Origin of the sequence: Pseudomonas bohemica (assembly GCF_002934685.1) — a bacterium.
Classification (GTDB): Bacteria; Pseudomonadota; Gammaproteobacteria; order Pseudomonadales; family Pseudomonadaceae; genus Aquipseudomonas; species Aquipseudomonas bohemica.
Window position 1 is genome coordinate 82,267 of the sequence record NZ_NKHL01000104.1, and the last position, 26,202, is coordinate 108,468.

Annotated in this window: 24 protein-coding genes; 13 read left to right on the top strand and 11 right to left on the bottom strand. The window is 59.9% G+C overall.

Annotated elements, in window-relative coordinates; all coding sequences use genetic code 11:
- Positions 1–54 precede the first annotated feature (54 nt).
- From CE491_RS11875 to groL, 5 genes are all read left to right on the top strand, one after another.
- Entirely contained in the window at positions 55–1,062 is a 1,008-nt protein-coding gene (locus tag CE491_RS11875) for a DUF481 domain-containing protein (protein WP_110948535.1), read from the top strand.
- 311 nt (positions 1,063–1,373) lie between these two features.
- A complete protein-coding gene (locus tag CE491_RS11880; RefSeq protein ID WP_110948536.1) occupies positions 1,374–2,105 on the top strand; it encodes a HugZ family pyridoxamine 5'-phosphate oxidase in 732 nt (243 codons plus the stop codon).
- Positions 2,106–2,170: 65 nt separating this feature from the next.
- Positions 2,171–2,659 (top strand): FxsA family protein, encoded by a 489-nt coding sequence (locus CE491_RS11885; protein WP_110948537.1) that lies wholly within the window; start codon positions 2,171–2,173, stop codon positions 2,657–2,659.
- A gap of 256 nt (positions 2,660–2,915) precedes the next feature.
- Positions 2,916–3,209 (top strand): co-chaperone GroES, encoded by a 294-nt coding sequence (locus CE491_RS11895; RefSeq protein ID WP_062384143.1) that lies wholly within the window; start codon positions 2,916–2,918, stop codon positions 3,207–3,209.
- A gap of 52 nt (positions 3,210–3,261) precedes the next feature.
- Entirely contained in the window at positions 3,262–4,908 is a 1,647-nt protein-coding gene (groL, locus tag CE491_RS11900; protein ID WP_110948539.1) for a chaperonin GroEL, read from the top strand.
- Positions 4,909–5,243: 335 nt separating this feature from the next.
- Here the strand turns inward: groL and CE491_RS11905 are convergent, their stop codons facing one another.
- A complete protein-coding gene (locus tag CE491_RS11905) occupies positions 5,244–5,987 on the bottom strand; it encodes a phosphatase PAP2 family protein (protein WP_110948540.1) in 744 nt (247 codons plus the stop codon).
- 232 nt (positions 5,988–6,219) lie between these two features.
- Here CE491_RS11905 and colR point away from each other — a divergent pair, with 232 nt between their 5' ends.
- From colR to CE491_RS11930, 5 genes are all read left to right on the top strand, one after another.
- Positions 6,220–6,903, top strand: coding sequence for a two-component system response regulator ColR (colR, locus tag CE491_RS11910; protein ID WP_110948541.1), 684 nt, complete (start codon positions 6,220–6,222; stop codon positions 6,901–6,903).
- The gene (locus CE491_RS11915) at positions 6,893–8,182 is read left to right on the top strand and encodes a sensor histidine kinase (RefSeq protein ID WP_110948542.1); all 1,290 of its coding nucleotides are present in this window, start codon (positions 6,893–6,895) and stop codon (positions 8,180–8,182) included. The genes colR and CE491_RS11915 overlap by 11 nt, the downstream gene beginning before the upstream one ends.
- Positions 8,183–8,380: 198 nt before the next feature.
- On the top strand, positions 8,381–9,049 hold the full coding sequence (locus tag CE491_RS11920; protein WP_110948543.1) for a class I SAM-dependent methyltransferase: 669 nt from the start codon (positions 8,381–8,383) through the stop codon (positions 9,047–9,049).
- A gap of 4 nt (positions 9,050–9,053) precedes the next feature.
- Positions 9,054–9,773: a lipopolysaccharide kinase InaA family protein gene (locus tag CE491_RS11925; protein WP_110948544.1), complete on the top strand. Its 720-nt coding sequence runs from the start codon at positions 9,054–9,056 to the stop codon at positions 9,771–9,773.
- Entirely contained in the window at positions 9,770–9,997 is a 228-nt protein-coding gene (locus CE491_RS11930) for a hypothetical protein (RefSeq protein ID WP_110948545.1), read from the top strand. The genes CE491_RS11925 and CE491_RS11930 overlap by 4 nt, the downstream gene beginning before the upstream one ends.
- A 397-nt stretch (positions 9,998–10,394) precedes the next feature.
- Here the strand turns inward: CE491_RS11930 and CE491_RS11935 are convergent, their stop codons facing one another.
- The 8 genes from CE491_RS11935 to CE491_RS11970 all read right to left on the bottom strand — a co-directional run bounded on the left by CE491_RS11935 (position 10,395) and on the right by CE491_RS11970 (position 20,534).
- Positions 10,395–11,492 (bottom strand): DUF1513 domain-containing protein, encoded by a 1,098-nt coding sequence (locus CE491_RS11935; protein WP_110948546.1) that lies wholly within the window; start codon positions 11,490–11,492, stop codon positions 10,395–10,397.
- A gap of 1 nt (position 11,493) precedes the next feature.
- A complete protein-coding gene (locus CE491_RS11940; RefSeq protein WP_110948547.1) occupies positions 11,494–12,558 on the bottom strand; it encodes an imelysin family protein in 1,065 nt (354 codons plus the stop codon).
- Positions 12,559–12,587: 29 nt separating this feature from the next.
- Positions 12,588–14,015 carry a di-heme oxidoreductase family protein gene (locus CE491_RS11945; RefSeq protein WP_110948548.1) on the bottom strand — a complete coding sequence of 476 codons (1,428 nt, stop codon included), beginning with the start codon at positions 14,013–14,015 and terminating at the stop codon, positions 12,588–12,590.
- A gap of 148 nt (positions 14,016–14,163) precedes the next feature.
- Positions 14,164–14,703, bottom strand: coding sequence for an AP2/ERF family transcription factor (locus CE491_RS11950; RefSeq protein WP_110948549.1), 540 nt, complete (start codon positions 14,701–14,703; stop codon positions 14,164–14,166).
- A 249-nt stretch (positions 14,704–14,952) separates the two neighbouring features.
- On the bottom strand, positions 14,953–16,290 hold the full coding sequence (locus tag CE491_RS11955; RefSeq protein WP_110948550.1) for an imelysin family protein: 1,338 nt from the start codon (positions 16,288–16,290) through the stop codon (positions 14,953–14,955).
- Positions 16,291–16,598: 308 nt separating this feature from the next.
- Positions 16,599–18,656 (bottom strand): putative bifunctional diguanylate cyclase/phosphodiesterase, encoded by a 2,058-nt coding sequence (locus CE491_RS11960; protein WP_110948551.1) that lies wholly within the window; start codon positions 18,654–18,656, stop codon positions 16,599–16,601.
- A 286-nt stretch (positions 18,657–18,942) separates the two neighbouring features.
- Positions 18,943–19,539 carry a superoxide dismutase gene (locus CE491_RS11965; protein WP_062384041.1) on the bottom strand — a complete coding sequence of 199 codons (597 nt, stop codon included), beginning with the start codon at positions 19,537–19,539 and terminating at the stop codon, positions 18,943–18,945.
- A 392-nt stretch (positions 19,540–19,931) separates the two neighbouring features.
- The gene (locus tag CE491_RS11970; RefSeq protein WP_110948552.1) at positions 19,932–20,534 is read right to left on the bottom strand and encodes a LysE/ArgO family amino acid transporter; all 603 of its coding nucleotides are present in this window, start codon (positions 20,532–20,534) and stop codon (positions 19,932–19,934) included.
- A 111-nt stretch (positions 20,535–20,645) separates the two neighbouring features.
- On the opposite strand from CE491_RS11970, the gene CE491_RS11975 reads away from it, so the two are divergent.
- The 3 genes from CE491_RS11975 (at position 20,646) to CE491_RS11985 (ending at position 23,658) form a co-directional block, all read left to right on the top strand.
- Complete coding sequence (locus tag CE491_RS11975) at positions 20,646–21,545, top strand: LysR family transcriptional regulator ArgP (protein ID WP_110948569.1); 900 nt, start codon at positions 20,646–20,648, stop codon at positions 21,543–21,545.
- Positions 21,546–21,729: 184 nt separating this feature from the next.
- Positions 21,730–22,728 carry an NAD-dependent epimerase/dehydratase family protein gene (locus CE491_RS11980; protein WP_110948553.1) on the top strand — a complete coding sequence of 333 codons (999 nt, stop codon included), beginning with the start codon at positions 21,730–21,732 and terminating at the stop codon, positions 22,726–22,728.
- A gap of 81 nt (positions 22,729–22,809) precedes the next feature.
- The gene (locus tag CE491_RS11985) at positions 22,810–23,658 is read left to right on the top strand and encodes an ATPase (protein WP_110948554.1); all 849 of its coding nucleotides are present in this window, start codon (positions 22,810–22,812) and stop codon (positions 23,656–23,658) included.
- Between the two features lie 243 nt (positions 23,659–23,901).
- Here the strand turns inward: CE491_RS11985 and CE491_RS11990 are convergent, their stop codons facing one another.
- Together CE491_RS11990 and CE491_RS11995 are read right to left on the bottom strand one after the other, a co-directional pair.
- A complete protein-coding gene (locus CE491_RS11990) occupies positions 23,902–24,951 on the bottom strand; it encodes an alkene reductase (RefSeq protein WP_110948555.1) in 1,050 nt (349 codons plus the stop codon).
- A gap of 80 nt (positions 24,952–25,031) precedes the next feature.
- A complete protein-coding gene (locus CE491_RS11995; RefSeq protein WP_110948556.1) occupies positions 25,032–26,198 on the bottom strand; it encodes an MFS transporter in 1,167 nt (388 codons plus the stop codon).
- Positions 26,199–26,202: the final 4 nt, after the last annotated feature.

Genomic DNA, 26,202 nt, shown 5'->3' on the forward strand with positions numbered 1-26,202 from the left:
TTGTCCTGCGGGATAATGCCCGATTTACCGCCAGCCAGAGCCTTGTCGTCGCTTATGTTGTCTAGAACCCTGTTGTGCCTCGCCATTTCCAGCGCTTCAACTCCTTTGTTCGCCGATACCGTCTGGTTGAAGAACGGTGACAAGCTGACCGGGACCATCAAGGTCTTCGATGGCGGCAAGCTGCTGCTCAATACCCAGTATGCAGGCGATATTCCGCTGGACTGGAAAGAAATCAAGACGCTGGAAAGCGACCAACACCTGTTGGTCAAGCAGGACGCTTACAGCGGCGAAATTTCCAAGTCGCTGCACGCAGCCGACGACGGTAAGGTCACCTTGACCAACGGCGATGCGCCGAAGACTGTCGAACTGGCCAGCATCCAGCAGATCATGAAGCCCAAGCCCGTGGTGACCGATCTGGTCTGGAAGGGCAATATCGACGCGGCCCTGGACTTCCAGCGTGCCGAAAACGATACCGACGATTACAACATTGCTTTCAAGACCTCGGCCACCCATGGCAGATGGCGGCATAACGCCAAGGGCGAGTACAACCGCGAATCGCAGGACGATCTGACCACCACCAATAACTGGAGCATGGAGTACTCGGTCGACCGTTTCATCACGGACAAGTGGTTCTGGGACGGCCGTCTGACCTACAAACGTGACACCATCGAAGACCTGGACCGCCAGCGCACGGTGGGTACTGGTCCGGGTTATCAGTTCTGGGATGACGAGCTCGGAGCCTTCAAGGTCGGGGCGCTGCTCAACCGCACTGACTTTGAATACTCGAACAACGAGAAAGATCACTTCTATTCTGTCTCCGGCACCTGGGACTACAACCGTTTCCTGATTGGCAAGAAGGTCGAGTTCTTCACTAACGGTGAAGTGGGTAAACCTATCGGCGGCGTTGCCGATTACAGCCTCGACGCTGAAGTCGGTCTGCGTTACAAGGTCACCGAATGGGCCTCCCTCAACGTCAAGGCCGAAAAAGACAACATCAGTGGTTCCGACAACGGCGATCTGGACAAGACCCGCTATACCGCCGGTTTCGGCGTGGCCTGGTAAGTTCTTCTTTATATAGGCAGGCGAGGCTCCACGGGACATAGCTTCTCTGTGGCAGCACGTCTTGCCAGCGATGGCGGACGGACGCTGTGGCCGACAAGCCGGGCTGCTACACCCAGTTCATAGCGCGGGCCTGATTCACGCAAGCGAGAGTGAGGCCTGGCCTGATTTTTTTACGCTGATCCCCCGCAAAATCGTCACGCCTCCTCAATCTGGCACCCTTGCGCGATAACGATTATCGTGTGCCCTCACATGCCGCACGCTGCTGCGCGTCTCTCGTATTCGTCGATTTCACCTGTTCAGGAGCCCCCATCATGAGCGCCAAAGCCAACCGGCAAGCCCGAGCACTGTTGCTCAAGGAGTACCGCGGCGTGCTGTCGACTCACTCCAGGTCGATGCCCGGTTATCCGTTTGGCTCCGTGGTGCCATATTGCCTGGACGACCAGGGCCGCCCGCTGATCCTGATCAGCCGGATCGCTCAGCACACCCACAACCTGCAACTCGACCCCAAGTGCTCGATGATCGTCGGCGAGCGCGAAGCCGAGGACGTGCAGTCGGTCGGCCGTGTCACGGTGATGGCCGACGCACAGAAAATCACCGACGAAGCTGCGATCGATGCCGCCGCGCAACGTTATTACCGCTACTTTCCGGAATCGGCGAGCTATCACAGCGCTCACGATTTCGACTTCTGGGTATTGGTGCCCGTGCGTTATCGCTATATCGGCGGCTTTGGTGCGATTCACTGGCTCGACGACGTGGCGCTGACCAACCCGTTCGCCGGTGCTGCCGAGACCAGCATGGTCGAGCACATGAACCAGGATCACACCAAGGCCATCGCTCACTATGTCGAACTCGCCGGGCTGCCACGGACCGAGCCTGCGGTTCTGGTCGGCATCGACAGCGAAGGCATGCACCTGCGCATCGGCCAAAGCCTGCACTGGCTGGCCTTCGCCGAGCCTTGTAATACGCCGACACAAGTCCGCCAGGCCCTGGTTCAGCTGGCTCACGCAGAAAAATGGCCGACCACTGAAGCGATAGAAGCTTGAATTAACGACTTTGCGACTTCACCTAGTGTCTACTGGAAGCCTTCTTCCGTTGAGGAAACTAATTGATGCGCGCTTTTCTACTGCTTTTATTGCTTTTTCCGGTGCTCGAGTTGTTCGTGCTGGTGAAAGTCGGGATGTCGATCGGCTTTCTGCCGACCTTCCTGTTGGTTGTCGCCGGTTCCATGCTCGGGATTTTCGTGGTGCGGGTGGCGGGGCTTGCGACCGCTATCAGTGCTCGTGCCAGTCTGGCGCGGGGCGAATTGCCTGCCCAGCAGATGATGGATGGCCTGATGATGACGGTCGGCGGCGGTCTGCTGGTGTTGCCCGGCTTCATCAGCGATGTGCTGGGCCTGATCTGCCTGATGCCGTTCACCCGCCGCGTGCTGGTGAGTAAAGTGCGTCAGCGCGCCGAAGCGGCAGCCAGTCGCCAGCGAGCGTTTGCTGACGATCTACGTTCGGCCAGCCCCGGCGCAGCGCGTCCGGGTGCACGTCAGCCTGAGGTGATCGAAGGTGAAGTCATCGAAGGCGAGTTCGAGCCTGTGGATAAAAAGTGATTTCGGCTTCACGTTCAGCACGGCACCTTAGGGTGCCGTGTGCGTTTTTGCGACCCCGTTCGCGCGTAAAAAAATTCTTCGTCGAGCCTTGTAATCAGCTTGCCCGCCCTTATGTATGGGTCACCGCAAGGTTTCTGGCGCATTTCGTCAGACCGTATTCTACGGTTCGCTCGCGAATCGTAACCGGCAAGCCCGGGATGTTTAACCCGCCGGTGCCAACACCGGGCGTTCAAAAACCATAATTAGGAGATCGACAATGAAGCTTCGTCCTCTGCATGACCGCGTCGTAATCCGTCGCAGCGAAGAAGAAACCAAGACTGCTGGCGGCATCGTTCTGCCAGGTTCGGCTGCCGAGAAACCAAACCGTGGCGAAATCATCGCCGTCGGTGCCGGTCGCATCCTGGACAACGGTGAGGTACGTGCGCTGGCCGTGAAAGTGGGTGACAAAGTGGTGTTCGGCCCTTACTCCGGCAGCAACACTGTGAAAGTAGACGGCGAAGACCTGCTGGTGATGAGCGAGAACGAAATTCTCGCGGTCGTCGAAGGCTGAGTTGATACCCCTCATTTTCCCGTTACTACAAAGTATTTAAGGAATATCGATCATGGCTGCTAAAGAAGTTAAATTCGGCGACGTTGGCCGTAAGAAAATGCTCGCCGGTGTAAACGTCCTGGCTGACGCGGTAAAAGCAACCCTGGGCCCGAAAGGCCGTAACGTCATCATCGAGAAAAGCTTCGGCGCTCCTCTGATCACCAAAGACGGTGTGTCGGTTGCCAAAGAAATCGAACTCAAAGACCGTTTCGAAAACATGGGCGCGCAACTGGTCAAAGACGTTGCCTCCCGCGCCAACGACGACGCTGGCGACGGTACCACCACCGCTACCGTTCTGGCTCAAGCCATCGTCAACGAAGGCCTGAAAGCCGTTGCTGCCGGCATGAACCCGATGGACCTCAAGCGCGGCATCGACAAGGCGACCATCGCCATCGTTGCTCAGCTCAAATCGCTGTCCAAGCCTTGCACCGACACCAAAGCCATCGCTCAGGTCGGTACCATCTCGGCCAACTCCGACAATTCCATCGGCGACATCATTGCCGAAGCCATGGAAAAAGTGACCAAAGACGGCGTTATCACCGTTGAAGAAGGTTCGGGTCTGGAAAACGAGCTGTCGGTCGTCGAAGGCATGCAGTTCGACCGTGGCTACCTGTCTCCGTACTTCATCAACAAGCCGGACACCATGGTTGCCGAGCTGGACAGCCCGCTGCTGTTGCTGGTCGACAAGAAGATCTCCAATATCCGCGAAATGCTGCCAGTACTGGAAGCCGTTGCCAAAGCCGGCCGTCCGCTGCTGATCGTTGCCGAAGACGTTGAAGGCGAAGCCCTGGCGACTCTGGTTGTGAACAACATGCGTGGCATCGTCAAAGTCGCAGCCGTCAAGGCGCCAGGCTTCGGCGACCGTCGCAAGGCCATGCTGCAGGACATCGCTGTCCTGACTGGCGGTACCGTTATCTCCGAAGAGATCGGTCTGAGCCTGGAAAGCACTACCCTGGAGCACCTGGGTAACGCCAAGCGCGTCGTGCTGAACAAAGAAAACACCACCATCATCGACGGTGCTGGCGTTCGTGGTGACATCGACGGTCGCATCGCTCAGATTCGTCAGCAGATCGGCGACACTTCGTCCGACTACGATAAAGAGAAGCTGCAAGAGCGTCTGGCCAAGCTGTCTGGCGGCGTTGCGGTAATCAAGGTCGGTGCCGGCTCCGAAGTTGAGATGAAAGAGAAGAAAGCCCGCGTTGAAGACGCCCTGCACGCAACCCGTGCAGCCGTCGAAGAAGGCGTGGTACCTGGCGGTGGCGTAGCGCTGGTTCGCTCTCTGCAGGCTATCTCCGAGCTTAAAGGCGATAACGCCGATCAGAACGTCGGTATCGCCCTGCTGCGTCGTGCCGTTGAAGCTCCTCTGCGTCAGATCGTTGCCAACTCGGGCGACGAACCTAGCGTTGTGGTCGACAAGGTCAAGCAGGGTTCGGGTAACTTCGGTTACAACGCTGCTACTGGCGAATACGGCGACATGATCGAGATGGGTATCCTGGACCCGGCTAAAGTGACTCGTTCTGCTCTGCAGGCGGCGTCTTCGATTGCCAGTCTGATGATCACCACTGAAGCGATGATTGCTGATGTGATTGATGACAAGGCTCCAGCTGGCGGCGGTATGCCAGACATGGGCGGCATGGGTGGTATGGGCGGCATGATGTAAGCCAGCCTTGCGCTGATGCATAAAGAACCCCGCTTCGGCGGGGTTTTTTTATGGCTTTTTTTGGGGGGGTGGTTATTGGCGTTGGGATGGGTGTGTATATCCGTTTTCTGTGGTGACGCCGATTCAGGTTCGACCAGTCGGCCGAACTGTTTCGCCTTCGGCGAGTTACTTGGAGCAGCACACCGCTCTCTATTCCCAAGGGCAGCCAAGGGCTTTTGCTCCCGGTTTGGCCCGCCACCATCGGCCATCCATGCCATCACGCAAAACGGATACACACGCAAAACCGACGCCGAAACCGGCGCGCTGTAAAGCGGTGCCGGAGTGCAAACACCCGCCTACCCGGCAACCGGCTCCCCAACAACGACCCTGTTTTGCTTACCCACCGGCCGATACAGCACGGCGTAATAAGCGCCCAGACAAATCAGCCAGCAGAACACCGCAGTCCAGATGTTGTGCGAAAAGAAATGCGCGCCCTGCAGCATCCGCCCCACCGAAAACACCGTGCCCAACCCGAACGCGAAGATCAGCCCAGCCTTGGCAAGCCGCGGACGGCGATCACGTAAGACGAAAAACAGTGCAAACAGCGTAAAGCCCGTCGCTGCATGCCCACCTGGCCAGCAACGGCCGGGTTTATCGGTAGGAGGGCGAGGACTGAGCAGTTCGCTGTAGGTTTCCTGGCCGCCAAACTCGGTCAGGCTCCACGGGCATTGAACCGCTGTCACCGCCTTGACCGGCGTAACAAAGCTGGTCGACAGCGCCATCGACAGCACCAGGCACCCTAGCTCCCGCTTCCAGGGTTTGAAGCACTCGACGAAAAAAGCAGCAATGAAGCCTGCGAACGACAGCGCGCCGAGCGCAATCACCACCTGTTTGGCGCGGTCGTGCAGGATGTTTTCCAGGAAATAACTGTGCCTGCCAATGAACTGCCCGGCCGTGGGGTCGTAAGCGATCCTGGCGATGTCCATGTCCAGCGAGGTCAGCTCCAGCAGCAGCAAGATGATGGCAGTCAGCGCCGGGATGCCCAGATAAACCCACAGATTGATCGAGCGCGAGGCGGGCCGTTCAAAAACTTCAGACATAGTGAATCCCGTGTGATGGCAAGGAGGGCGAATAAGGACGACCGAGAGCGTTCGGCAGTCTGGCGGCCGGGCTGTCGCCGTGCCGTGAATCGGGAGTGAAAAAAACGTTATGTGCCGCGGTGCTGGCCCTTGGACGCGCTTGGCCTTAAGCTGCCGCCAACTCTGACCTGCCAGCCGCGATTGCGAAGCTGTCCCGGGTCATGCCGACAACCGCATATGGAGACATGCACCCATGAGAATTCTGCTGGTTGAAGACAACCGCGACATCCTGGCGAACCTGGCGGACTATCTGGGTTTGAAAGGCTATACCGTGGACTGCGCCCAGGACGGTCTGTCGGGGCTGCATCTGGCGGCGACCGAGCATTACGACCTGATCGTGCTCGATATCATGTTGCCGGGCATCGACGGCTACACCCTGTGCAAGCGCTTGCGCGAAGATGCCCGTCGCGACACGCCGGTGATCATGCTTACCGCTCGTGACCAGCTCGACGACCGCTTGCAGGGTTTCCGTTCCGGCGCCGACGATTACCTGCTCAAGCCGTTCGCACTGTCGGAACTGGCCGCCCGTATCGAAGCGGTGCTGCGTCGCGCTCAGGGTGGAGGCCGGCGTACCTTGCAGGTCGCCGATCTGATCTACGATCTCGATACCCTGGAAGTGACCCGCGAAGGCCGCATGCTCAAGCTCAACCCGGTCGGGCTGAAATTATTGGCGGTGCTGATGCAGAAAAGCCCTCACGTGTTGCGCCGGGAGGTCCTCGAAGAAGCCCTGTGGGGCGATGACTGCCCGGACAGCGACAGTCTGCGCAGTCATGTCCACCAGTTGCGTCAGGTTATCGACAAACCCTTTGCCAAGCCGTTGCTGCAGACGGTGCACGGCGTGGGCTATCGCTTGGCCGAGGGCCGCGATGGAGTTTAAGCAGAGCCTTGCCCAGCGGATCATCATTGCCTTTGCCTTGATGAGCGCGTTGGTGGCCGGGTCTTTCGCCATGGGGATCGTCGCGACGGTTCATCTGGTCGAAGAGAAGCTGATTTCAGCCGGTCTGGGCGGCGACTTGACGCGTCTGCTGCTGATGGACAGCGTCGAGGACTGGAGCCATCGTCCCGAGCCTGATCAGCTGTTCTATTTTAGCGGTGGGCCGGGGGACTTCGAGCTGCCCAAGGATTTGCGTCATCTGGAGCCCGGCTTTCACGAAGTGTTCAGGGGGCCGCTGTCGTACCACGCAATGGTCGAGGTAGTGGACGGTCGGCATTACGTCCTGCTGCAGGATCAAAGCGATTTCGAGGAGCGCGAGCGGGTGCTGTTCGCGGTCGTGTTGGTGGGCTTCGTGCTGGCGCTGGCGCTGGCGGTGTTTCTGGGCTGGGTACTGGCGCGCCGGGTGATGGCGCCGGTGGTGAGACTCGCTCGCCAGGTTCGGCATCGGGATCAGTTGCTCGGCCTTGCGCCGCCACTGGCACCCGATTATGCCGCCGATGAAGTGGGAGAGCTGGCCGTGGCTTTCGACGCCACGCTGGGGCGTCTGCGCGATGCCTTGACCCGTGAACGGATGTTCACCAGTGACGTCAGCCACGAACTGCGAACGCCGCTGATGGTGCTCGCCAGTTCCTGTGAACTGCTCCTGGAAAACCCGGCGCTCGATCAGCGCGCGCGGGCGCAGGTCGAGCGGGTAGGGCGCGCCTGTGAGGAAATGCGCGATCTGGTGCAGACCTTTCTCATGCTCGCCCGCACGCAGCGCGATGATGCCGGCATGAACCCGCAGTTGTCGCTGCAAGGGGCCGCTCAACAGTTGCTTACCCTCTGGCGAGAGCCGATCGAAGCCAAGGGATTGCGGTTGGAGTACTACCCCGAGCGCGCCTCTGAAACCCCGCACAACGCCACCTTTCTGTATGCCGTGATGGGCAACCTGCTACGCAACGCGCTGCATTACACCGATCACGGCTTCATTCGGCTCACTCTGTTGCCCATCGGCTTCACCGTCGAGGACTCGGGCGTCGGCATTCCCGAAGAAAAACGCGAAGCAATGTTTCAGCCCTTTGTGCGCGGCAACGAAAAACGTGGCGAAGGCTTGGGTCTGGGGTTGTCGCTGGTTCAGCGGATCTGCGAGAACCAGGGCTGGACGGTCAGCCTCGACACTATGGAACCCAACGGCTGCCGTTTCATTGTCGAGTTCGATAAAAAGTTGGTCGCGAAGGCCTGACGGGTTATTGCGCGGGAATGTATAGGCAATGTAAATGTTGCTGCGATCTGAGCAGTTATAGCAATATGCTAGCCCTTTCTTTCGGAAAAACCTCGTAACATTTGCGCCTGTCAAGGGACGTTTTTTTCACATCCGCATGACCAGAGGACGACGCAAATCCTCTTAATTTTGGCTGTATCACCTTCAGGAGATACGGCTATGGGCAAGCGGATCGAGCTTGATTTCTCTCGTAAATATGACGACGAGCACGCCAGAAAATATTTACGGAAACACACGGACGGATTGGCTCGACGATTGTCAGATCGTCGCGATAAACAGTTGACCAGGCGCGCCCTGGCGCTTGCCGGCGAGCCGGGGCTGGTTCTGGACCTGCCCTGTGGTGCGGGACGCTTCTGGCCGTTGCTGGCGGAGAAGGCCAACCGCGTAATCATCGGGGCCGACAATTCGGCGTCGATGGTCAAGACTGCGTGCGCAGCGCAACCGGCCGAGGTGGTGGAGCGGGTACGGCCCTTGCAGACATCTGCATTCGCCATCGACATGCCTGACAACGCGGTGGACAGCATCTTTTGTATGCGTCTGCTGCACCATGTCGGCAAGGCCGAGGACAGAGCGGTGTTGCTCAACGAGTTTCATAGGGTCACGCGTGACAGCGTGATCGTTTCGCTGTGGGTAGACGGGAATTTCAAGGCCTGGAAACGCAAGCGTGCTGAAAGTACCCGTCAGCGCGCGGGGTACCAGAACCGCTTTGTGTTACCGGTGGCCACAGTAGAAGCCGAATTCGAGAAGGCAGGATTTCGCATCCAGGAGCGCTTGGATTTCCTGCCGTTGTACGCCATGTGGCGTGTATATCTATTACGTAAGAGGTAACAGGATGGCCGTGGATTTTGCAGCAGAATTGACCGTTCCCGCCAAGGACCGTTTTGCCTATTTCTGGAATACCAAGGGCGACTGGGTGGAAGAACCCAACGTTCGTCGTGGTGGTGAAAGTGGCGTACAACGCGTCGTGTCGGAGAATGGCCGGCTGCTGTACGTCAAACGGCAGGTCGGTCACATTTATCGCAGCTGGCTGCACCCGTTCGGCCGTCCGACGGTGCTGCGCGAGCGTGATGCGCTGGAAGGGCTGCGCCAACTCAACGTCAACGTGGCGCGCATCGTGTTCTGCGGCGCCGAGCGAGACGAGAACAATGAATGGCGTGCGTTGCTGGTCACCGCCTCGCTGGACGGTTTCGACGAATTCGAAAACTGGCTCAAGGCCGGCGGTCGGGAGCAGTATGGCGAAGCGGTCTACGAGCAGATGCTCAAGGAACTGGCCATCAATCTGGCGCGCATGCATAAGGGGCGCTGGCAACACAGTTGCATCTATATCAAGCATGTTTTCGTGCGTGTGGTGGGGGAAGGCGCGGACGCCAAACCCGAGGTTGCGCTGCTGGATCTGGAGAAGTGCCGTCAGCGTTTGACCGCTTACGGCGCCGCTCAACATGACATGAAGCAGCTGCGGCGCCACTCGTCGTTTAAACCAGCGGACTGGAGCAAGCTCGTCTACTTTTACGAGACGGCGTTTGGCAGCCCTATCAAAGGTTTAGATCGATGAAGTTAGAAGTCGCTCGAGGTTTGTTTTTAGTCGGGGCGCTGGGTATCGCATCCATCGCCATGGCTGCCTGGGAACAGCCCAAGGCACAGATTCTGAGCGCAGTACACGGCGAGGGACGGTGTCCCTTGCCGCGGGTGGCGAAGGCAGCTTCGCCTGTACGCCCGGATCATGATCTGCTGTTGTTGATGTTCGGTCTGGCACAGGGATCGGGGCCGCAGCATTGAAATCACCCTCTGACTGAAAGGCCCCGATATTCGGGGTCTTTTTTTGTCTGGATTTAGATTGAGGCGATTTTGATGTTGGCTTGGGATCGGTACTTTGAAGCCCTGCGGGGCTTTCGCGAGCAAGCTCGCTCCCACATCTTTTGCAACGTGCCGCATTCTGGCAGACCGATTTGACGCTCTGGAAGCAAACGCCAATCATCCGAGCCTGGCACCAAGGCTACCAACTCGGTCCATCAGGCCATGGTACGTTGCAGCAAATGTGGGAGCGAGCTTGCTCGCGAAAGGCCCGCAGGGCTTCAAAGTCACAATGCCAAGCCAACTACTAAAAACTATCCACCCGGTCTGCTCTTGAAAGGCCCAAAGGGCATCAAAGTAGCGCCCTCCAGCCAGCTCCTGATCAAACCAGATGCAAATGGTTGTCCCACAGCCCCGCTGGCAGCTCCAACGGCTGCGCTACCAGCGTGTTCTGGCGGCAATCGTAGAATCGGCAGCGACCCTGGCCCGAGGTCACGACAAAACCATCAGCCACTGCGCCCACCCCCGCGCAATCGGGCAGCGGCGCGTCGAGTCGGAGCTCGCCGCTGTCCAGATCCCAAATGAAGAAACGATTGCCCCGCGGCGCGGTTAACGCCACGAGGCGCAACTCGTCGTGCACGGCGACACTGGCGGTGTAGTGGGCCATGGCCTGCAACTGCTGTTCGGCAACGGGGAACGCCTGGAATGGCTGCCCCGGACGCTTGATCGCCAGCAGCTCGGCGGGCTCATGGGACGGCCCCATGAATTGCTGACCGGCAACGATGGTGCCGTCGCTGGCTATCGCCATATGCCGCACGCTGTTCATCTGCTGCGACAGGCTTTCCCTGCTCAGCAGCGTGCCGTCCCGTCGCATCAGCACCAGACTCGGTTCCATCGCATCAAGGTTCATCTCGACGCGGCTTTCCGCTTCGGTCCGAATGCCGCCATTGGCCACCACAAGGGTTTCGCTATCCGGCAACCACGACACCTGATGCGGCCCGATGCCGTGGGTGGGAATCTCGCCGGCGTGTTCCAGACGCTCACCGACGAACCGATACACACCGAGCAGACCGCGGCCCGGATCGGTGGTGTCGTTCTCGGTGGCGTACAGCCATTTTCCGCTGTTGTGGATCACCGCGTGGCCGTAAAAGTGCCGGTCGGGCCGGGAGCTGATGGTCTGCAGAAGACGGCCATCGCGCAGGTCGATCAGGTAACTTTCGGTCCCCGGCCTTCTGGCGACGAACAAGGCGATCGGTAACTGCGGGTGGTTGACGATGTCGTGACAACGCTGGGCAACCTGGGTGGCGAACACCTGAGTGCCGTCCACGCGATAGCCCACGGCATAATGCCGGCCGTCGCCGTCGTCGCGGGCCGACAGCAACAGCGGGCTTTCGCCTTTTTTCCTGAACAGTGTCCAGCCACTCAGGGTGCAAGCGCTGAGGACAAGGCTGCCAAGGGCCAGAGCCTGGCGTCGCAACATATCAGTCACCATCATTGGCGTTGAAACCCAGCTGAATTCCCAACGCCTTGGCCAGTTCGCCTTCGTGCAGGCGGTGGACCACGTTGAGGGTGTCGTAGAACGCGTTCAGTTGCTGGCGACCCTGTTCCGAGGCCAGCAGCTCAACCAGAGGCGGCTTCAGGGCTGTCAGCTGTTTGCGACTCTCGGCGTAGGCTGCGTCGATCCTGTCGGCCAGCGGTTTGTGTTCGGTGGGCAACAAGCCACGCAAGCCTTTGTTGTCCACACCTGACCACACCGCTTGTGCGCTTTCCAGGCTGGCTTGCAGGCTGCTCAGGGACGCCTTGCTGCGCCAGGCCTCGGCCTGGAACGGCTGCGGCACGCCCTTGGACTGGCGACCGAGCGGCGTGCCCAGTTTTTTCTTCAGGGTGTCCAGCGCGGTGACTTGTACGCGCAGCAGTTCAGCAATGGCTTCGCGGGAGTCGGCATAGCGCTGGTTGGGGAATTTGCTCAGCTGCGCGAGCATGCCGTCCTCCCTGTTCCAGCTGTTGAGGATCTCCTCGGCCAACGTTTTCTGACGCTCGCCGATGGCGGTCAACAATGGACAGTAACGAGCTTTCTGCTCGGCGTTGGCCATGTGGATATCGGCGTCGAACAGGATGTATTCATAGGCCGACAGGCCCTGAACCACCACGCTGGATTTGCCCAGCGCATCGGCGCTGATCTGCGGTTGGGTAGTGACCAGTTGCTCGACCTGACGGCCGACGAGGTTTTTCTTGTCCGGCCAGAACTGGATCTGCCACGAGCGGTTGCCCTCTGCCAATGGGCCGATCAGCAGCGGCTGTAACTGGGCCCACGCCTTTTGCGCATGCAGGAAGTCGGCTCGAGCGGTGTCCAGATCGGTCTTGCCTTCGCAGAAGGCCAGCGCGCTGGCCGCCAGTTGCCGGTCAGCGTCGACCCAGCGGCTGTAGGTCGGCAGGATCACTTGCCTGGCGATGGCGGCAGACGTCACCGCCTGCGGGTCCGAGGGTGCACAAGCACCCAGCGCGAGCGCGGCGAGGCTGGTGAACAACAGCTTGGGACGGAACATGTCCGGCTCCTTATCTTCAGAAATGAGGTTTACAGAGAGTTCAGGAACGCCAGCAGGGCAGCCCGTTGCTGCTCATCGAAAGCCAGCACCTGACGCTGGGCTGGCAGCGCTTCACCGCCATGCCAGAGCACCGCTTCCATCAGATTGCGGGCGCGCCCGTCATGCAGGAACTGCGTGTGTCCGCTGACCGTCTCGGTTAACCCGATGCCCCACAAGGGCGGCGTGCGCCATTGCTGGCCATTGGCCTGGAACTCACTGAGGTTGTCCGCCAGCCCTTCGCCCATGTCGTGCAGCAGCAGGTCGGTGTAAGGACGTATCACCTGATTCGCCAATTCAGGCTCCGCGGCGTCGGCTGAGGTGGTGAATTGCGGCGTATGACACTGCTGGCAACCCGCTTTGAAGAACAGATTCTTGCCTTGCAACACCTGCGGGTCAGCCACATCGCGCCGCGCCGGCACCCCGAGATTGCGGGTGTAGAACGTGATCAGACGCAGAATGTTGTCGCTGACTTCCGGCTCGTCGTTTGGACCCTCGCCGCTGGGCGCTTCGAGGCAGGCGGTCTGCGTGGGGGTGCAGTCGTCGAGGGGTTTGAGGGTCGTGGTCAGGCCCATGTCCCCGGCCAGCGCATGCACGTTCTGTTGATTGATGCTCGGCTGCGAAGCTTTCCAGCCAAAGCGCCCGAGCACGGTTTTCTGCTGCGCGTCATCCCAGACCATGTTCGGTGTGCCGGTGATGCCGGTGCCTTTGCTGTCGTCGGGATTAGCGTTGGCCAGAATCGCCGCTTCCGGGATCGCCTCCAGAAGGCCGAGGCCGATCATCGGCGGCGCAATGCGGGCCGAGGTGCGGGTCTGCGGATGCATCGGGCCGTAGCCGGGTTGGGTGATCCGCAAGGTAGGGCGACGCAGTTGAGCGGGTGTGCCGTCGCGGAAATGCACGGTCATCGAGTCGTATTCGACGCGCACACGGGCTTCAGGCGTGACACCGGGAATGGCCATATCCTGCAACTGAATGCCGTAGACCGGTTCGGGTGTCAGCCCCAGTTCACGGACGCGGTCGGCGTAGGCCGGGTCATTGGGAATCGACAGCCGCACCAACATCGATACCGCATTGTCGGCACCGGGCTCGGGCGGGTGACCGCGACCGTCCTTGATGTGGCAGTTCTGACAGGCATTGGTGTTGAACAGTGGCCCGAGACCGTCCCGCGCAGTGGTAGTGGAGGGCGCGATCACCCACGGATTACGGAAGAAACTGTTGCCGACGCTGAAGTCCAGACGCCGGGTGGACGAGAGGTTGGCCGAGGGCAGGGAAAATGCGTTGCGGTCACTGCGATTGACGGTTGCGGCGCCACCTGATTGCGTTTCGCCAGGCTCGGCGGCGGTGAAACGCGGGGCGTCATCGCAACCGCCAAGGGCCGAAGCCATCAGCAGGAACATCGAAGGACGAAACCGCGGAGTCATACACATCCTGCAGAGGGGTGGAAATCGGGGCGAGCAAGCTTACCAGCCCCGTCTTTGACGAATAAGAGGGATTAGCGTTTGTAAGTGCCTCTCGAAACGTGTTGTTACCAATTTGCTGACAGAGCGGGTGCCTGGCCGTCGAGCGTCCTCAGATGCCGGTGATTTCCAGCGAAGGGTTCTCCATCATCAGCTGTATCAAACGCCGCTCGCCCTCGACCACTTTGAACGATCGGTAGTCGCCGATACTGTCGAGCTGGCGTTCCCGCTCGCGGATGGCCAGCTCCTTGGCCCGCTCATAGCCGTAGTACTCGACCCTGAATGACTTGGTCACGCTGCTGCCGTTGCGCAAGGTGGTGCGCGCCACCCAATAGGCGATGCCGGTGTAACAGCGGTAGTGCACGCCGGGGTAGCCGCTGGTATTGGTGGCGATGATGCGTTGGCGAATGTCCCGGCTGAGCTTGGGCAGATGCGTCAGGATCAGTTCGTCGCGGCAGGCATCGGCGGCCTTGCGAGCGGCTTCACGTCCGCCATAGCGAGAGAATGAGAAGAGTCTGTTAAAGGTCCTGCCATCGCGATAGATCGTCACTTTCCAAGCGCGCGGACCCTTGGTGCCGACCAATAGATGGATTCCGTAATTGTTGGCTTTGAGCTTGTTGACGCGGCACCTTTTCTTGTTTCTCTTGGGCACTGTCTGTCTCCTCCTGGATGGGATGGGGTCAAGGAAGTGCGCATGATCGACGGCCGATTAGGGGGCGTTCAATCCGACAGAGACTGAACAGGAAACGGCCTACATAAGTTACGGATCGGTCCTCGAAACTCCCTTGTTTACAAGGGAAGAAGGCGGATTTGACGGGAAAAAAAAAGCCAACCCGGGCGCGGATTGGCGGTTTTTATCAGATCATTTGAACCGGCTCTCGCGAGCGCGCTGCTGCGTCAATCAGAACTCGTGCTCGGCGTTGTCCGGGTTCAGGTCGGTGATGCCCAGCTTGCCTGCGGCTTGCTCGATGGCGCCGGTCTGTTTGACCAGTGCGGCAATGGCATCGCGAACGACCTGGTTGCCTGCGGTGTTGCCAGCCGCGATCAGTTGGTCGAAATGTTCACCCTTGTTGGCGTGATCGACGATGACCTGCAATGTGGCCTGGGTGGCGTCCAGATCGGCGCGCACGGTGCTGTCGGTGGCGGCGTCAGCCTTGGCCACCAGCGAGGACAGGCTCGGGCCGCTGACCTTGCTGCCATCTACGCGGGTGTATTCGCCCAGGTAGACGTTGCGGATGCCCAGCGCGTTGTAGAAGTGCGAGTTGTGGGTGTTGTCGCTGAAGCAGTCATGTTCGTCCTCGCTGGAGTTGGCTTCCAGTGCCACCTTCATGCGCTCGCCCGCCAACTCACCCAGCGACAGGCTGCCCATGCCGAACAGCATTTTGCGCAGGCCGCTTTCACCCGACTCGGCCTCAAGGGTGGCGCGGTAGTTGTCGGCGACGTCCGGTTTCCAGTTGCCGACCATTTCTTCCAGATCGCTCACGAGCAGGTCAGTGACGGCTCTCAGGTAAGCGCGACGGCGATCATTGTAGCCGCCGGTGGCGCCGGCGCCTTCGAGGTAATCGCTGGCAGGACGCTCGCCGGCGCCTGGGCCGGTGCCGTGCAGGTCCTGGCCCCAGAGCAGGAATTCGATGGCGTGATAGCCGGTGGCGACGTTGGCTTCGGAGCCGCCCAGTTCGTTCAGGCTGGCCAGCTTCTCAGGGGTGATCTCGGTGACATCGACCTTGTCTTCGCCGACCTGCACTGAGGTGTTGGCGATGATGTTGGCGGTTGCGCCGGGGTTGCCCAGCGCGTGTTGGTAATCCTTGGCGACGTAGTCGATCAGGCCCTCGTCCAGGGGCCAGGCGTTCACCTGGCCTTCCCAGTCATCGATGATGGTGTTGCCGAAGCGGAACACTTCGGTCTGCATGTAAGGGATTCGCGCTGCTAGCCAGGCGTCGCGGGCGGCTTTCAGCGTCTGGTCGTTGGGAGAAGCGAGGAAGGCGTCGACGGCGGTACTGAGTGTCTTCGCGGTGGATTCGGCGTCGCTGAACGCGGCGAATACGATGTTGGCATAGTTCGCGACCACGGCCTTGGCAGCAGCATCGCTGATGTGGGCTGGCGTGGCAGCCAGTGCTGAAACCGGCGCCGGAGCGGGAGTTGGCGCAGCGGCGGTTGGCTTGTCCTTGCCTTGGTCGCAACCAGCCAAAGCGATAGCGATGGCCAGCAGACTGGCGGTAGCCAGGGGCGTACGAATCATGACGGGATCCTGCGTCGAAGAAGTGTGTGAACGATGGCGAACGCCAAAAAACCGCGCAATGATGCGAAAGATTTGCATTCCGTGTAAAGGCAAAACGCTGTGATCGGGGAGGGGAGGTATTTCAAGGTATTTCAAGCTGTTACAGGGTTTCAAGGCGCAACCGCAAGAGCGTGCTTGCCTTTGATCTGCCGGGAACCGGCAGCCAGATCTGAACGCAGTGAACCCGTCATGCACAGGGAGGCCGGTTTTATGATCGTTACCAGATCGATCGCCTGCAGGCGCGCTCCTGCATCAGACCGGGGTAAACGCTACAACACCCTAACCTGCGTTCGCTGCGCCTGTTTCAGGTAAGCCAGTAATTCCCGAGCGGGCAGCGGCTTGCTGTAGAGATAACCCTGACCTTCGTTGCAACCCTCGGAGATGATATACGCCTCCTGCTCGACGGTTTCCACGCCTTCGGCAATGACCTGCATCCCCAGGCTTTTGCCCAACTGAATGATGGCGCGCACGATGGTCGCGTCGTCATCATCGTCGTCGTCAATCAGATCCTGCACGAAGCTCTTGTCGATCTTGATCTTGTCCAGCGGCAGACTCTTCAGATAGCTAAGCGAGGAATAGCCGGTCCCGAAGTCATCGATAGCGATCAACGCGCCGGAGCGGCGCAGGCTGAGCAGATGCTGGGCGGCGGTGCTGATGTCTTCCATCAGGCCGGTCTCGGTGACCTCCAGTTCCAGACTGCGTGGCGGCAGCCGATAGATCTGCAGCAGGTTGTTCACCACTCGCGGCAGTTCGGAGTGGTGCAGTTGCACGGTTGACAGGTTTACCGCCATGCGCAAATCGGTGAAGCCCTGGTCGTGCCATTCGCGCAACTGTTTGCAGGCCTGATCGAGTACCCATTCGCCTATGGCAATGATGGTGCCGTTTTGTTCGGCCAGCGGAATGAATTGATCCGGAGGCACGAAACCATGCTCGGGGTGGGTCCAGCGAATCAGCGCCTCGACACCTACCACCCGATGGTCGCGATAGTTGATCTGGGGCTGATACACCAAGTGAAACTGATTGCGCACCAAAGCTTCGCGCAGGTCCTTCTCCAGCTCTCGACGGCGACGTATCTCGCTGTCGACGCTGGCGATATAAAACTGATAGCGGTTGCGCGAGCGAGTCTTGGCCAGGGTCATGGTCTGTTCAGCTTTTTGCAGCAGCTTTTCGGTGCTGTCGCCGTCTTCCGGAAACAGGGTGATGCCGATGGTGGCTCGCAGGTGAATTTCTTCCCCGTCCACAGTGAATGGCGCTTCCAGGTCGTCGAGGATGTTCTGCGCCAGCTCCGCGGCTTCATAGGGCTGTTCGATATTGGCCTGAACCAGAGCAAACTGATCGCCACCCAGACGTGCCAGCGCGCCTAGACGACCGCTGTGTCCGCGCAAGCGATCGGCGAGCGCGAGCAACAGCTGATCGCCCGCCTGATAGCTGAATTGTTCGTTGATTCCTTTGAAGTCATCCAGGCCGAAGCACAACACAGCGACCCGGTGCTGCATGCGTCCGGCGTCGACCAGAATCTTGTCCAGTTGCTGCTGCAATTGCTGGCGATTGGGCAAGCCGGTAAGGAAGTCGTATTGAGCCATGCGCAACAGACTCGATTCGGCTTCGTGGCGCAAGTGGGTATTGCGTTCGATCGAGGCGAGCAGTTGGTTCGCGGTGTTGACCCACAGACCCAGTTCGTTCTTTTCGTGGCCTTTGAGCAGCGGCAACTGATGTTCGCTGGGGCGGTCGGGGTTGATGCTGGTCAGGTGCTCGATGATTCGCGACAGCGGCTTGGTCAGCAGCCAGTGATAGACCAGATACAACACCAGGCCCATCGCCAGCGCGCGCAACACGCCGGAGATGAAGATGATCATCGAGTTGATCAGGAAGCCTTCGCCGTACGTGGCGGTGTCCAGCGTAATGCGCAGATCCCCGTAATACTCGCTGTAAGGGCTACGGCCGACCAGTTGCGTAGTGAAACTGCGTTCCTGGCCGAGAATCGGGTCGGTCAGCCAGCGGGTAGGGGACGGCTTGAGGTCGCGGGTTTTTTCCGCAAGCAGGGTTTCGTTAGGGTGTCCAATGGAGGCCATGCGCACGGCCTTGTCCTGAAACAGACCCTCGATGACCTGCATGCCCATTTCCCGGTCCAGGCTGTAGACCGCCTGCGTCGAGGGGTCTCGGAACATGCCCAGAATCCGCTCGGCATCGGTGGCGACGGCCTGTCGGGTCTTGTAAGCGTCATAGACAATCTGCGCGCAACTGAGCACGACGCCCACGACCAGCGCCGACAATAACACCACACGCAGCAGCTTTACCGACAAGCTGTTTTTGAGTTCCAGCTTCAAATGGGCATTCCTTCATCCATGCTGGCTTGCAAGCATTGGCACTGCAGACCATTGGCGTCAAGGTCGCGAAACACCCTTGACCCGTTCATTCGGATAACGATTCACATGCAGGCAAGTCAGGCTATCGATACTGTGTCGGTAAACAGGGGGGTGAACTTGAACGTCGTTTCGTCAATTCACACCGAAACTGATGTTAGTCGGCTATCGTTTTCTGACAATACATAAACAGCGAACAGAAGGCGAAAAAAAACCCGGCGAGCCGGGCTTTTTTCATTTGAGACAGTAATCAGGCGGTGAATGCCTTGCCTTCGAACTGCTCGGCGACGAACTTCCAGTTCACCAGGTTCCAGAATGCTTCGACGTATTTTGGACGCAGGTTGCGGTAGTCGATGTAGTAAGCGTGTTCCCACACGTCGCAGGTCAGCAGCGGGGTGTCGCCGCTGGTCAGCGGGTTGCCGGCGCCGATGGTGCTGGCCAGGGCCAGGGAGCCGTCAGCCTTCTTCACCAGCCAGCCCCAGCCGGAGCCGAAGGTGCCGATGGAGGTCTTGCTGAACTCTTCCTTGAACTTGTCGAACGAACCGAATGCAGCGTTGATGGCATCAGCCAGCGCGCCGGTTGGTTGACCGCCAGCATTTGGGGCCAGGCAGTTCCAGTAGAAGGTGTGGTTCCAGACCTGGGCTGCGTTGTTGAAGATACCGCCCGAGGAAGATTTGACGATTTCTTCCAGTGTCTTGCCTTCGAACTCGGTGCCAGGCACCAGGTTATTCAGGTTCACGACATAGGTGTTGTGGTGCTTGTCGTGGTGGTATTCCAGTGTTTCCTTGGATATGTGCGGTGCCAGAGCATCGTGTGCGTACGGCAGCGGCGGCAATTCGAAAGCCATGGTAATTCTCCTAATCAGGTCAGTTGCGCTTAGCGCAAGGCCGATCACGGGCGGCCAGACATAACATACGCCGACGAGTTTTTACTCTTTGCGACGCAGGGGCTGGATCATAGCACCGGGCCCGGCCCATAACCACGCAATAACTGTGTGGGATAGAGGTTCCAGAGCTTTTGCGTGTGGAGTGATGGATATTTTGCAGGCTGAACGGCACCGTAATTGTGGCCGCTTGACCCTGCATGCCGTCAGGGGGCGAGCGCTAACCTGTGGGAGTGAACTTGCTCACGAAAGTGGGTACCGAGCGCTAAATCTACTGTGCCTGTACTGGCACTTTCGTGAGCAAGCTCACTCCTGCAGAGATTTTTTTCGCTGCGCGATCCCCTAACCCGAGCGGATTACGCTGTCCTGATCAATTGCACCGCCACACTGAACATCATCACCGCCACCATCAAATCCAGCAGACGCCAGGTGGCGGGACGAGCCAGCCAGGGGGCGAGCCAGGCGGCGCAGATGGCGAGGGTCGAGAACCACAGCAATGACGCACTGGCGGCGCCCGCGACATAAGCGCCCGGCTCGGTCTGCTGGGCGCCGAGCGAGCCGATCAGCAGCACGGTGTCCAGATACACGTGGGGGTTGAGCAGCGTCACCGCCAATGCCGTGAGCAGCACCGCGCGCCGCGAGCGCTGACCATTGGCGTCCCCCTCCTGCAAGCTTTGCGGCGACAGCGCGCGGTGCAAGGCCTTGGCGCCGTACCACAGCAGAAACACCACACCGCCCCAGCGTGCGACCGCGAGCAAGGTCGGGTTATGCGCCAACACATTGGCCAACCCGAACACCCCGGCTGCCACCAGCACCACGTCGCAGAGGATGCACAACACGGCAACGGACAAGTGATGTTCGCGACGCAGGCTTTGCGCCAGGACGTAAGCGTTCTGCGTGCCGATGGCCATGATCAGGCCGAACGCGACCAACAGGCCGTTGAGGTAGCTTTGCCACATGATGTCGTGCTCCGAAAAATAACCATGACGCGAGTAAATCGATGTGGCGATTGTCGAGGGATTAGGCGTATAAGGAAAACCAATAATCCTGATCGCTCATTAGGAAAAATGATGTTCGATTACAAACTGCTTTCCGCGCTGGCTGCCGTGGTCGAACAGGCGGGCTTCGAGCGGGCAGCGCAGGTGCTGGGCCTGTCGCAGTCCGCGGTGTCGCAACGGATCAAACTGCTGGAGGCGCGCATCGGCCAGCCGGTGCTGGTGCGCGCAACGCCGCCGATTCCGACGGAAATCGGCCGCCGTTTGCTCAATCATGTGCAGCAGGTGCGCTTGCTGGAGCGCGATTTGCAAAACGTGGTGCCCGCTCTGGACGAAGGCGGGGCCCCGGAACGCCTGCGTATCGCCCTCAATGCCGACAGCCTGGCGACGTGGTGGGCGCAAGCGGTGGGTGATTTCTGCACCGAACATCATGTATTGATCGATCTGGTGGTAGAGGATCAGGACGTCGGCCTCAAGCGCATGCGTGCCGGAGAAGTTGCCGCATGCCTGTGCGGCAGCGAGCGTCCGGTTGCCGGAGCCCGGAGTCTGTTGCTGGGCGCCATGCGCTATCGTGCTCTGGCCAGCCCGGAGTTCATCGCCCGACATTTCCCGGAAGGTTTCACCCCGCAAGCTTTGGCGCGGGCGCCTGCGCTGGTGTTCGGGCCGGATGATTTCCTGCAGCATCGCTATCTGCAATCGCTGGGTATCGAGGGCGGTTTTCAGCATCATTTGTGCCCGTCGTCTGAAGGTTTTATCCGCATGACGGAGGCCGGAATGGGCTGGGGGCTGGTTCCGGAGTTGCAGGTTCGCGAGCAGTTGGCGAGCGGCACACTGGTGCAATTGTTGAGCGATCGCTGCATCGATGTGCCGCTGTACTGGCATCATTGGCGCAATGGTGGACAGTTGCTGACGCGGTTGACCGATCATCTGGCGAAAAAAGCCGGGCGATGGCTGGTGCCGCTGGAGGCGGAGTGAGCGTCAATGCTCGGTATTGAATATGAAGGCCTGTAGGAGCGCGCTTGCCCGCGGTGGGAGTTTGCCTGTCACCTTATTGATCACAGGCAAACCGCAATCGCGGCCAGCGCGCTCCTGCAACTGATCGTTCGCCGTCATCGAGACGGCGAACGATGCGAAATGTATAGATCAAACGGAGCGGTAAATGAAGATTCTGGTCACCGGCGCAAGCGGCTTCATCGGCGGACGCTTTGCGCGTTTTGCCCTGGAGCAGGGATTGAGCGTTCGGGTCAACGGCCGCCGCGCGGAGGGCATCGAGCATCTGATGCGACGCGGCGCCGAATTCATCCAGGGTGATCTGAACGACCCGGAACTGGTACAGGCCTTATGTGACGACGTCGAAGCCGTGGTGCATTGTGCCGGGGCGGTCGGAACCTGGGGCCGGCGGCAGGACTTCCACCAAGGCAACGTTCAGGTCACTGAAAATGTGGTTGAGGCCTGCCTCAAACAACAGGTTCGCCGCCTGGTCCACCTGTCATCGTCTTCCATTTATTTCGACGGGCATTCGCACCTGGCCATTCGCGAGGAAAAGGTGCCCAAGCGCTTCCACAATCACTACGCCGCCACCAAATACCTGGCCGAGCAGAAGGTATTCGGTGCCGAGGAATTTGGCCTGGAGGTGATTGCCCTGCGCCCGCGTTTCGTCACGGGAGCGGGTGACACCAGTATCTTCCCGCGACTGATGCAAATGCAGCGCAAGAAGCGCCTGTCGATTATCGGCAACGGTCTGAACAAGGTCGATTTCACCAGCATTCAGAATCTCAACGAAGCGCTGCTCAGCAGTCTGCTGGCCACGGGGTCGGCGTTGGGCAAGGCGTACAACATCAGCAACGGCACACCGGTTCCGATCTGGGATGTGGTCAATTACGTGATGCGCCAGATGCAGCTGCCGCCGGTCACGCGTTATCGCTCGTTCGGGCTGGGGTACAGCGCGGCGGCGCTCAATGAAGCGGCGTGCATGCTTTGGCCCGGCCGACCTGAACCGACGCTGTCGAGAATCGGGATGCAGGTCATGAGCCGAGATTTCACCCTTGATATCAGCCGCGCCCAGTATTATCTGGATTACCAGCCAACGATCAGCGTCTGGGCCGCGCTGGACGAGTTCTGCAACTGGTGGAAAACCCAACACGGCGCCGCGCTGTAAAACAGCGAGCCATTCGAATGGTCCTAACGTGCGGCGGTATATTTCTGCCATCAAGAATCAACGGATTTCAAAGGGAACCGCATGCGCAAAGATCCGTATGACGACGTCGATGACGTCCCGAGCCTCAGCGCCAGAGATGATGACGATGACTTCATCCCGACCGCCGGTGCCCGCGAGCGCACCACGGTGTATTCGCGCACGACGCCGGTGGTCAAGGTCAAAGCCCCCGGCACCGGCGCGTTGTGGGCGTTGATCGCCGCGTTGTTCATCGCGTTCTGTGGCCTGGGCTGGTGGAGTTTTCAGCAGGTTTCGTTGATGGAACAGCAACTGGTCGCGACACAGGAAAGTTTCGCGCGTATCAGTGAGGAAGCGGCAGGACGGCTGCAGGATATTTCCGGCAAGGTCGTGGCGACCGAGTCTGTGGCCAACAGCGGCGGTGAGGCGCTGAAAGCGCAGATTAAGGCGTTGCAGGATCAACTGGCCGATCAGACTAAACAGCAGCAGGGCGTGGCCGGTTTGCAGGGTGGCCTGGACAAGCGGCTGGAGCAGATTGCCACCCAGGCGACGCAGCAGCAGGCGACGACTCAGCAGTTGCAGGATCAGCTCAAGACTGTGGCGACGGAGTTGGCCGCGTTGAAAGCTGCGATGCCGGATGGCAAGTCGGAGCAGGAGCGTCTGGATTCGCAGATCAAGGGTTTGACGGCGGATGTGGCAAATCTGAAGAAGAGCAATAACAGCCAAGCGATCGAGCGGCTGGAGCAGGACATGATCGTGCTTAAGAGTGAGCAGGATAATCGGCCGGCTACGGCGTCTTCAGCGGCCAGCACGCAGGAGTTCGATGCGTTTCGCGGGCAGATGACGCGAAGTTTGAATACGCTGCAGAGTCAGATTCAGACGTTGTCGCAGCAGATCAATTCGCGGGGGCAGTAGTTTCAGGATTGGCTTTAAGACGTTACGTTGAAGCCCTTCGGGCCTAATCGCGAGCGAACTCGCCCACATTTGTTGCGACGTGCCATGACCTGATGGACCCAGTCGTGAGTTTTGGTGCCCGGCAATGGCTCGTCGTGGCGTGCTTTAAAGGCTGACCACCAGGTCCATGAGGATGCGGCACGTTTCAAATGTGGGAGCGACCTCGCGATTAGGCCGAAGGGCGTGAGGGTAGCGTTTTAAGCCTTACAACGCCGGATAGTCCACATACCCCACCGGCCCTTTACTGTAGAACGTCTCAGGATTGGCCTCGTTCAACGGCGCATCCTTCGCCAACCGCGCCGGCAGGTCCGGGTTGGCAATGAAAGGCACCCCAAACGCAACGGCGTCAGCCTTGCCACTGGCCAACCAGGCATTCGCGCTGTCCTTGGTGAATTTCTCATTGGCGATGAACACCCCACCAAACGCCTCTTTCAAACGCGGCGCCAGGCTGTCGTCCAGTTCGCGTTCACGAGCGCAGATAAAGGCAATGCCACGCTTGCCCAGCTTCCTGGCAACGTATGTGAACGTCTCGGCCAGGTTATCGTCACCCATGTCGTGAGAATCGGCACGCGGTGCCAGGTGCACACCAACGCGTCCTGCGCCCCAGACCTCCACGGCTGCATCAGTGACTTCCAACAGCAGACGCGCGCGGTTTTCCAGAGACCCGCCATACGCGTCAGTGCGTTTATTGGTGCTGCTTTGCAGGAATTGATCGAGCAGGTAACCGTTGGCGCCGTGGATTTCCACACCGTCGAAACCGGCTGCCTTGGCGTTTTCCGCACCCACGCGGTAGGCATCGACCACGTCTTCGATTTCAGCCAGTTCCAGCGCGCGAGGTGTTGGGTAGTCGGATAGCGGACGCACCAGGCTGACGTGGCCTTCAGGCCGAATGGCGCTCGGCGCAACCGGCGCTTCGCCATTGAGGTAGCTGGGATGCGAAATCCGGCCCACGTGCCAGAGTTGCAGCACGATCTTGCCACCGGCGGCGTGAACGGCCTTGGTGATATTGCCCCAGCCGCGAACCTGATCATTGGACCAGATGCCCGGCGTATCCGGGTAACCAACGCCCATCGGGGTAACCGACGTCGCTTCGGTGATGATTAGGCCGGCCGATGCGCGCTGTACGTAATACTCGGCCATCATCGCGTTGGGCACTCGGCCTTCATCGGCGCGGCAGCGGGTCAGCGGGGCCATGACGATGCGGTTGGCCAGGTCGAGTTCGCCGATCTTGATCGGGTCGAAAAGGGTGGTCATCGGGGATGTCCTCAATGCAGTCGGTAATAAGTGAATCCGCAGTCTGTTGACGCAAGTTTTGAAACGCTGATTCTGAGTGATCAGTTGGCCAGAGCAGCCAGCTCGGCGTCACCGCGCTGACGGAAATTGATCAGGGTCACCAACAGGGCCAGCACCGCCAGGGCCCCGGCGGCCAACGGCACGCTGGTCAGGCCGAAACCATGGGCGATGACGCTGCCGCCGACCCAGGCGCCCAGGGCGTTGCCGACGTTGAAGGCGCCGATGTTCAGGGTCGAGACCAGGTTCGGTGCTTGCTTGCCGAAGGTCACCACGTTGATCTGCAGGGCGGGCACGGCGGCGAAGGAGGCGGTAGCCCACAAGAACAGGGTCACTTCGGCGGGGATCAGCGCAACGCTGGTCCAGCTCAGGACGGTGGAGATTACCGCCATGGCGATGAACACGCCGATCAGCGTGGCGGCCAGACGTCGGTCCGCCAGCTTGCCGCCGATGATGTTGCCCACAGTCAGGCCCAGGCCGATCAGCAGCAGAGTCCAGGTCACGCCAAGGGGCGAAACGCCGGTGACTTCGCCCAGCAGCGGGGCAACGTAGGTGAACAGGGCGAACATCGAGGCGGCGAACAGAGCAGTCATGCTCAGCGACAGCCAGATGCCGATGCCTTTGAGGGCGCCCAGTTCGGCCCGCATGTCGAGCTTTTCCTCATCGCGTTTAGCCGGCAAAAAGCGGATCAGGCCGATAAAGGCAATCACACCAATCACCGTGACGGCATAGAAGGTCGAGCGCCAGCCAGCCTGTTGGCCCAGCGCGGTACCCAGTGGCACGCCCAGCACATTGGCCAGGGTCAGGCCGGTGAACATCAGGGCCACGGCCGACGCGCGACGGTTGGCCGGAACCAGCCCCGCGGCCACCACCGAACCGATGCCGAAGAATGCACCGTGACACAGGGCTGTGATCACGCGGGCGAACATCAGAATGTTGTAATCGGCGGCGACGGCGCAGAGCAGATTGCCGATGATGAAAATCCCCATCAGCGTGACCAGCGCGCCCTTGCGCGGCAGCCTGGCGGTGGCCAAGGCCATGAATGGCGCGCCGATGGCGACACCCAGCGCATAGCCGGTCACCAGCCAGCCGGCACCGGGAATGCTGACGCCCAGGTCAGCGGCGACGTCGGGCAGCAGGCCCATGATGACGAACTCCGTCGTCCCGATGGCGAAGGCGCTCAGGGCCAGAATAAGTAGCGATAGAGGCACGGGC

Excerpts from the sequence above, each read along its gene's own strand:
- CE491_RS11875 (WP_110948535.1), top strand. The coding sequence starts at position 55 with ATGTTGTCTAGAACCCTGTTGTGCCTCGCCATTTCCAGCGCTTCAACT.
- CE491_RS11880 (WP_110948536.1), top strand. The coding sequence starts at position 1,374 with ATGAGCGCCAAAGCCAACCGGCAAGCCCGAGCACTGTTGCTCAAGGAG.
- CE491_RS11885 (WP_110948537.1), top strand. The coding sequence starts at position 2,171 with ATGCGCGCTTTTCTACTGCTTTTATTGCTTTTTCCGGTGCTCGAGTTG.
- CE491_RS11895 (WP_062384143.1), top strand. The coding sequence starts at position 2,916 with ATGAAGCTTCGTCCTCTGCATGACCGCGTCGTAATCCGTCGCAGCGAA.
- groL (WP_110948539.1), top strand. The coding sequence starts at position 3,262 with ATGGCTGCTAAAGAAGTTAAATTCGGCGACGTTGGCCGTAAGAAAATG.
- CE491_RS11905 (WP_110948540.1), bottom strand. The coding sequence starts at position 5,987 with ATGTCTGAAGTTTTTGAACGGCCCGCCTCGCGCTCGATCAATCTGTGG.
- colR (WP_110948541.1), top strand. The coding sequence starts at position 6,220 with ATGAGAATTCTGCTGGTTGAAGACAACCGCGACATCCTGGCGAACCTG.
- CE491_RS11915 (WP_110948542.1), top strand. The coding sequence starts at position 6,893 with ATGGAGTTTAAGCAGAGCCTTGCCCAGCGGATCATCATTGCCTTTGCC.
- CE491_RS11920 (WP_110948543.1), top strand. The coding sequence starts at position 8,381 with ATGGGCAAGCGGATCGAGCTTGATTTCTCTCGTAAATATGACGACGAG.
- CE491_RS11925 (WP_110948544.1), top strand. The coding sequence starts at position 9,054 with ATGGCCGTGGATTTTGCAGCAGAATTGACCGTTCCCGCCAAGGACCGT.
- CE491_RS11930 (WP_110948545.1), top strand. The coding sequence starts at position 9,770 with ATGAAGTTAGAAGTCGCTCGAGGTTTGTTTTTAGTCGGGGCGCTGGGT.
- CE491_RS11935 (WP_110948546.1), bottom strand. The coding sequence starts at position 11,492 with ATGTTGCGACGCCAGGCTCTGGCCCTTGGCAGCCTTGTCCTCAGCGCT.
- CE491_RS11940 (WP_110948547.1), bottom strand. The coding sequence starts at position 12,558 with ATGTTCCGTCCCAAGCTGTTGTTCACCAGCCTCGCCGCGCTCGCGCTG.
- CE491_RS11945 (WP_110948548.1), bottom strand. The coding sequence starts at position 14,015 with ATGACTCCGCGGTTTCGTCCTTCGATGTTCCTGCTGATGGCTTCGGCC.
- CE491_RS11955 (WP_110948550.1), bottom strand. The coding sequence starts at position 16,290 with ATGATTCGTACGCCCCTGGCTACCGCCAGTCTGCTGGCCATCGCTATC.
- CE491_RS11965 (WP_062384041.1), bottom strand. The coding sequence starts at position 19,539 with ATGGCTTTCGAATTGCCGCCGCTGCCGTACGCACACGATGCTCTGGCA.
- CE491_RS11970 (WP_110948552.1), bottom strand. The coding sequence starts at position 20,534 with ATGTGGCAAAGCTACCTCAACGGCCTGTTGGTCGCGTTCGGCCTGATC.
- CE491_RS11975 (WP_110948569.1), top strand. The coding sequence starts at position 20,646 with ATGTTCGATTACAAACTGCTTTCCGCGCTGGCTGCCGTGGTCGAACAG.
- CE491_RS11980 (WP_110948553.1), top strand. The coding sequence starts at position 21,730 with ATGAAGATTCTGGTCACCGGCGCAAGCGGCTTCATCGGCGGACGCTTT.
- CE491_RS11985 (WP_110948554.1), top strand. The coding sequence starts at position 22,810 with ATGCGCAAAGATCCGTATGACGACGTCGATGACGTCCCGAGCCTCAGC.
- CE491_RS11990 (WP_110948555.1), bottom strand. The coding sequence starts at position 24,951 with ATGACCACCCTTTTCGACCCGATCAAGATCGGCGAACTCGACCTGGCC.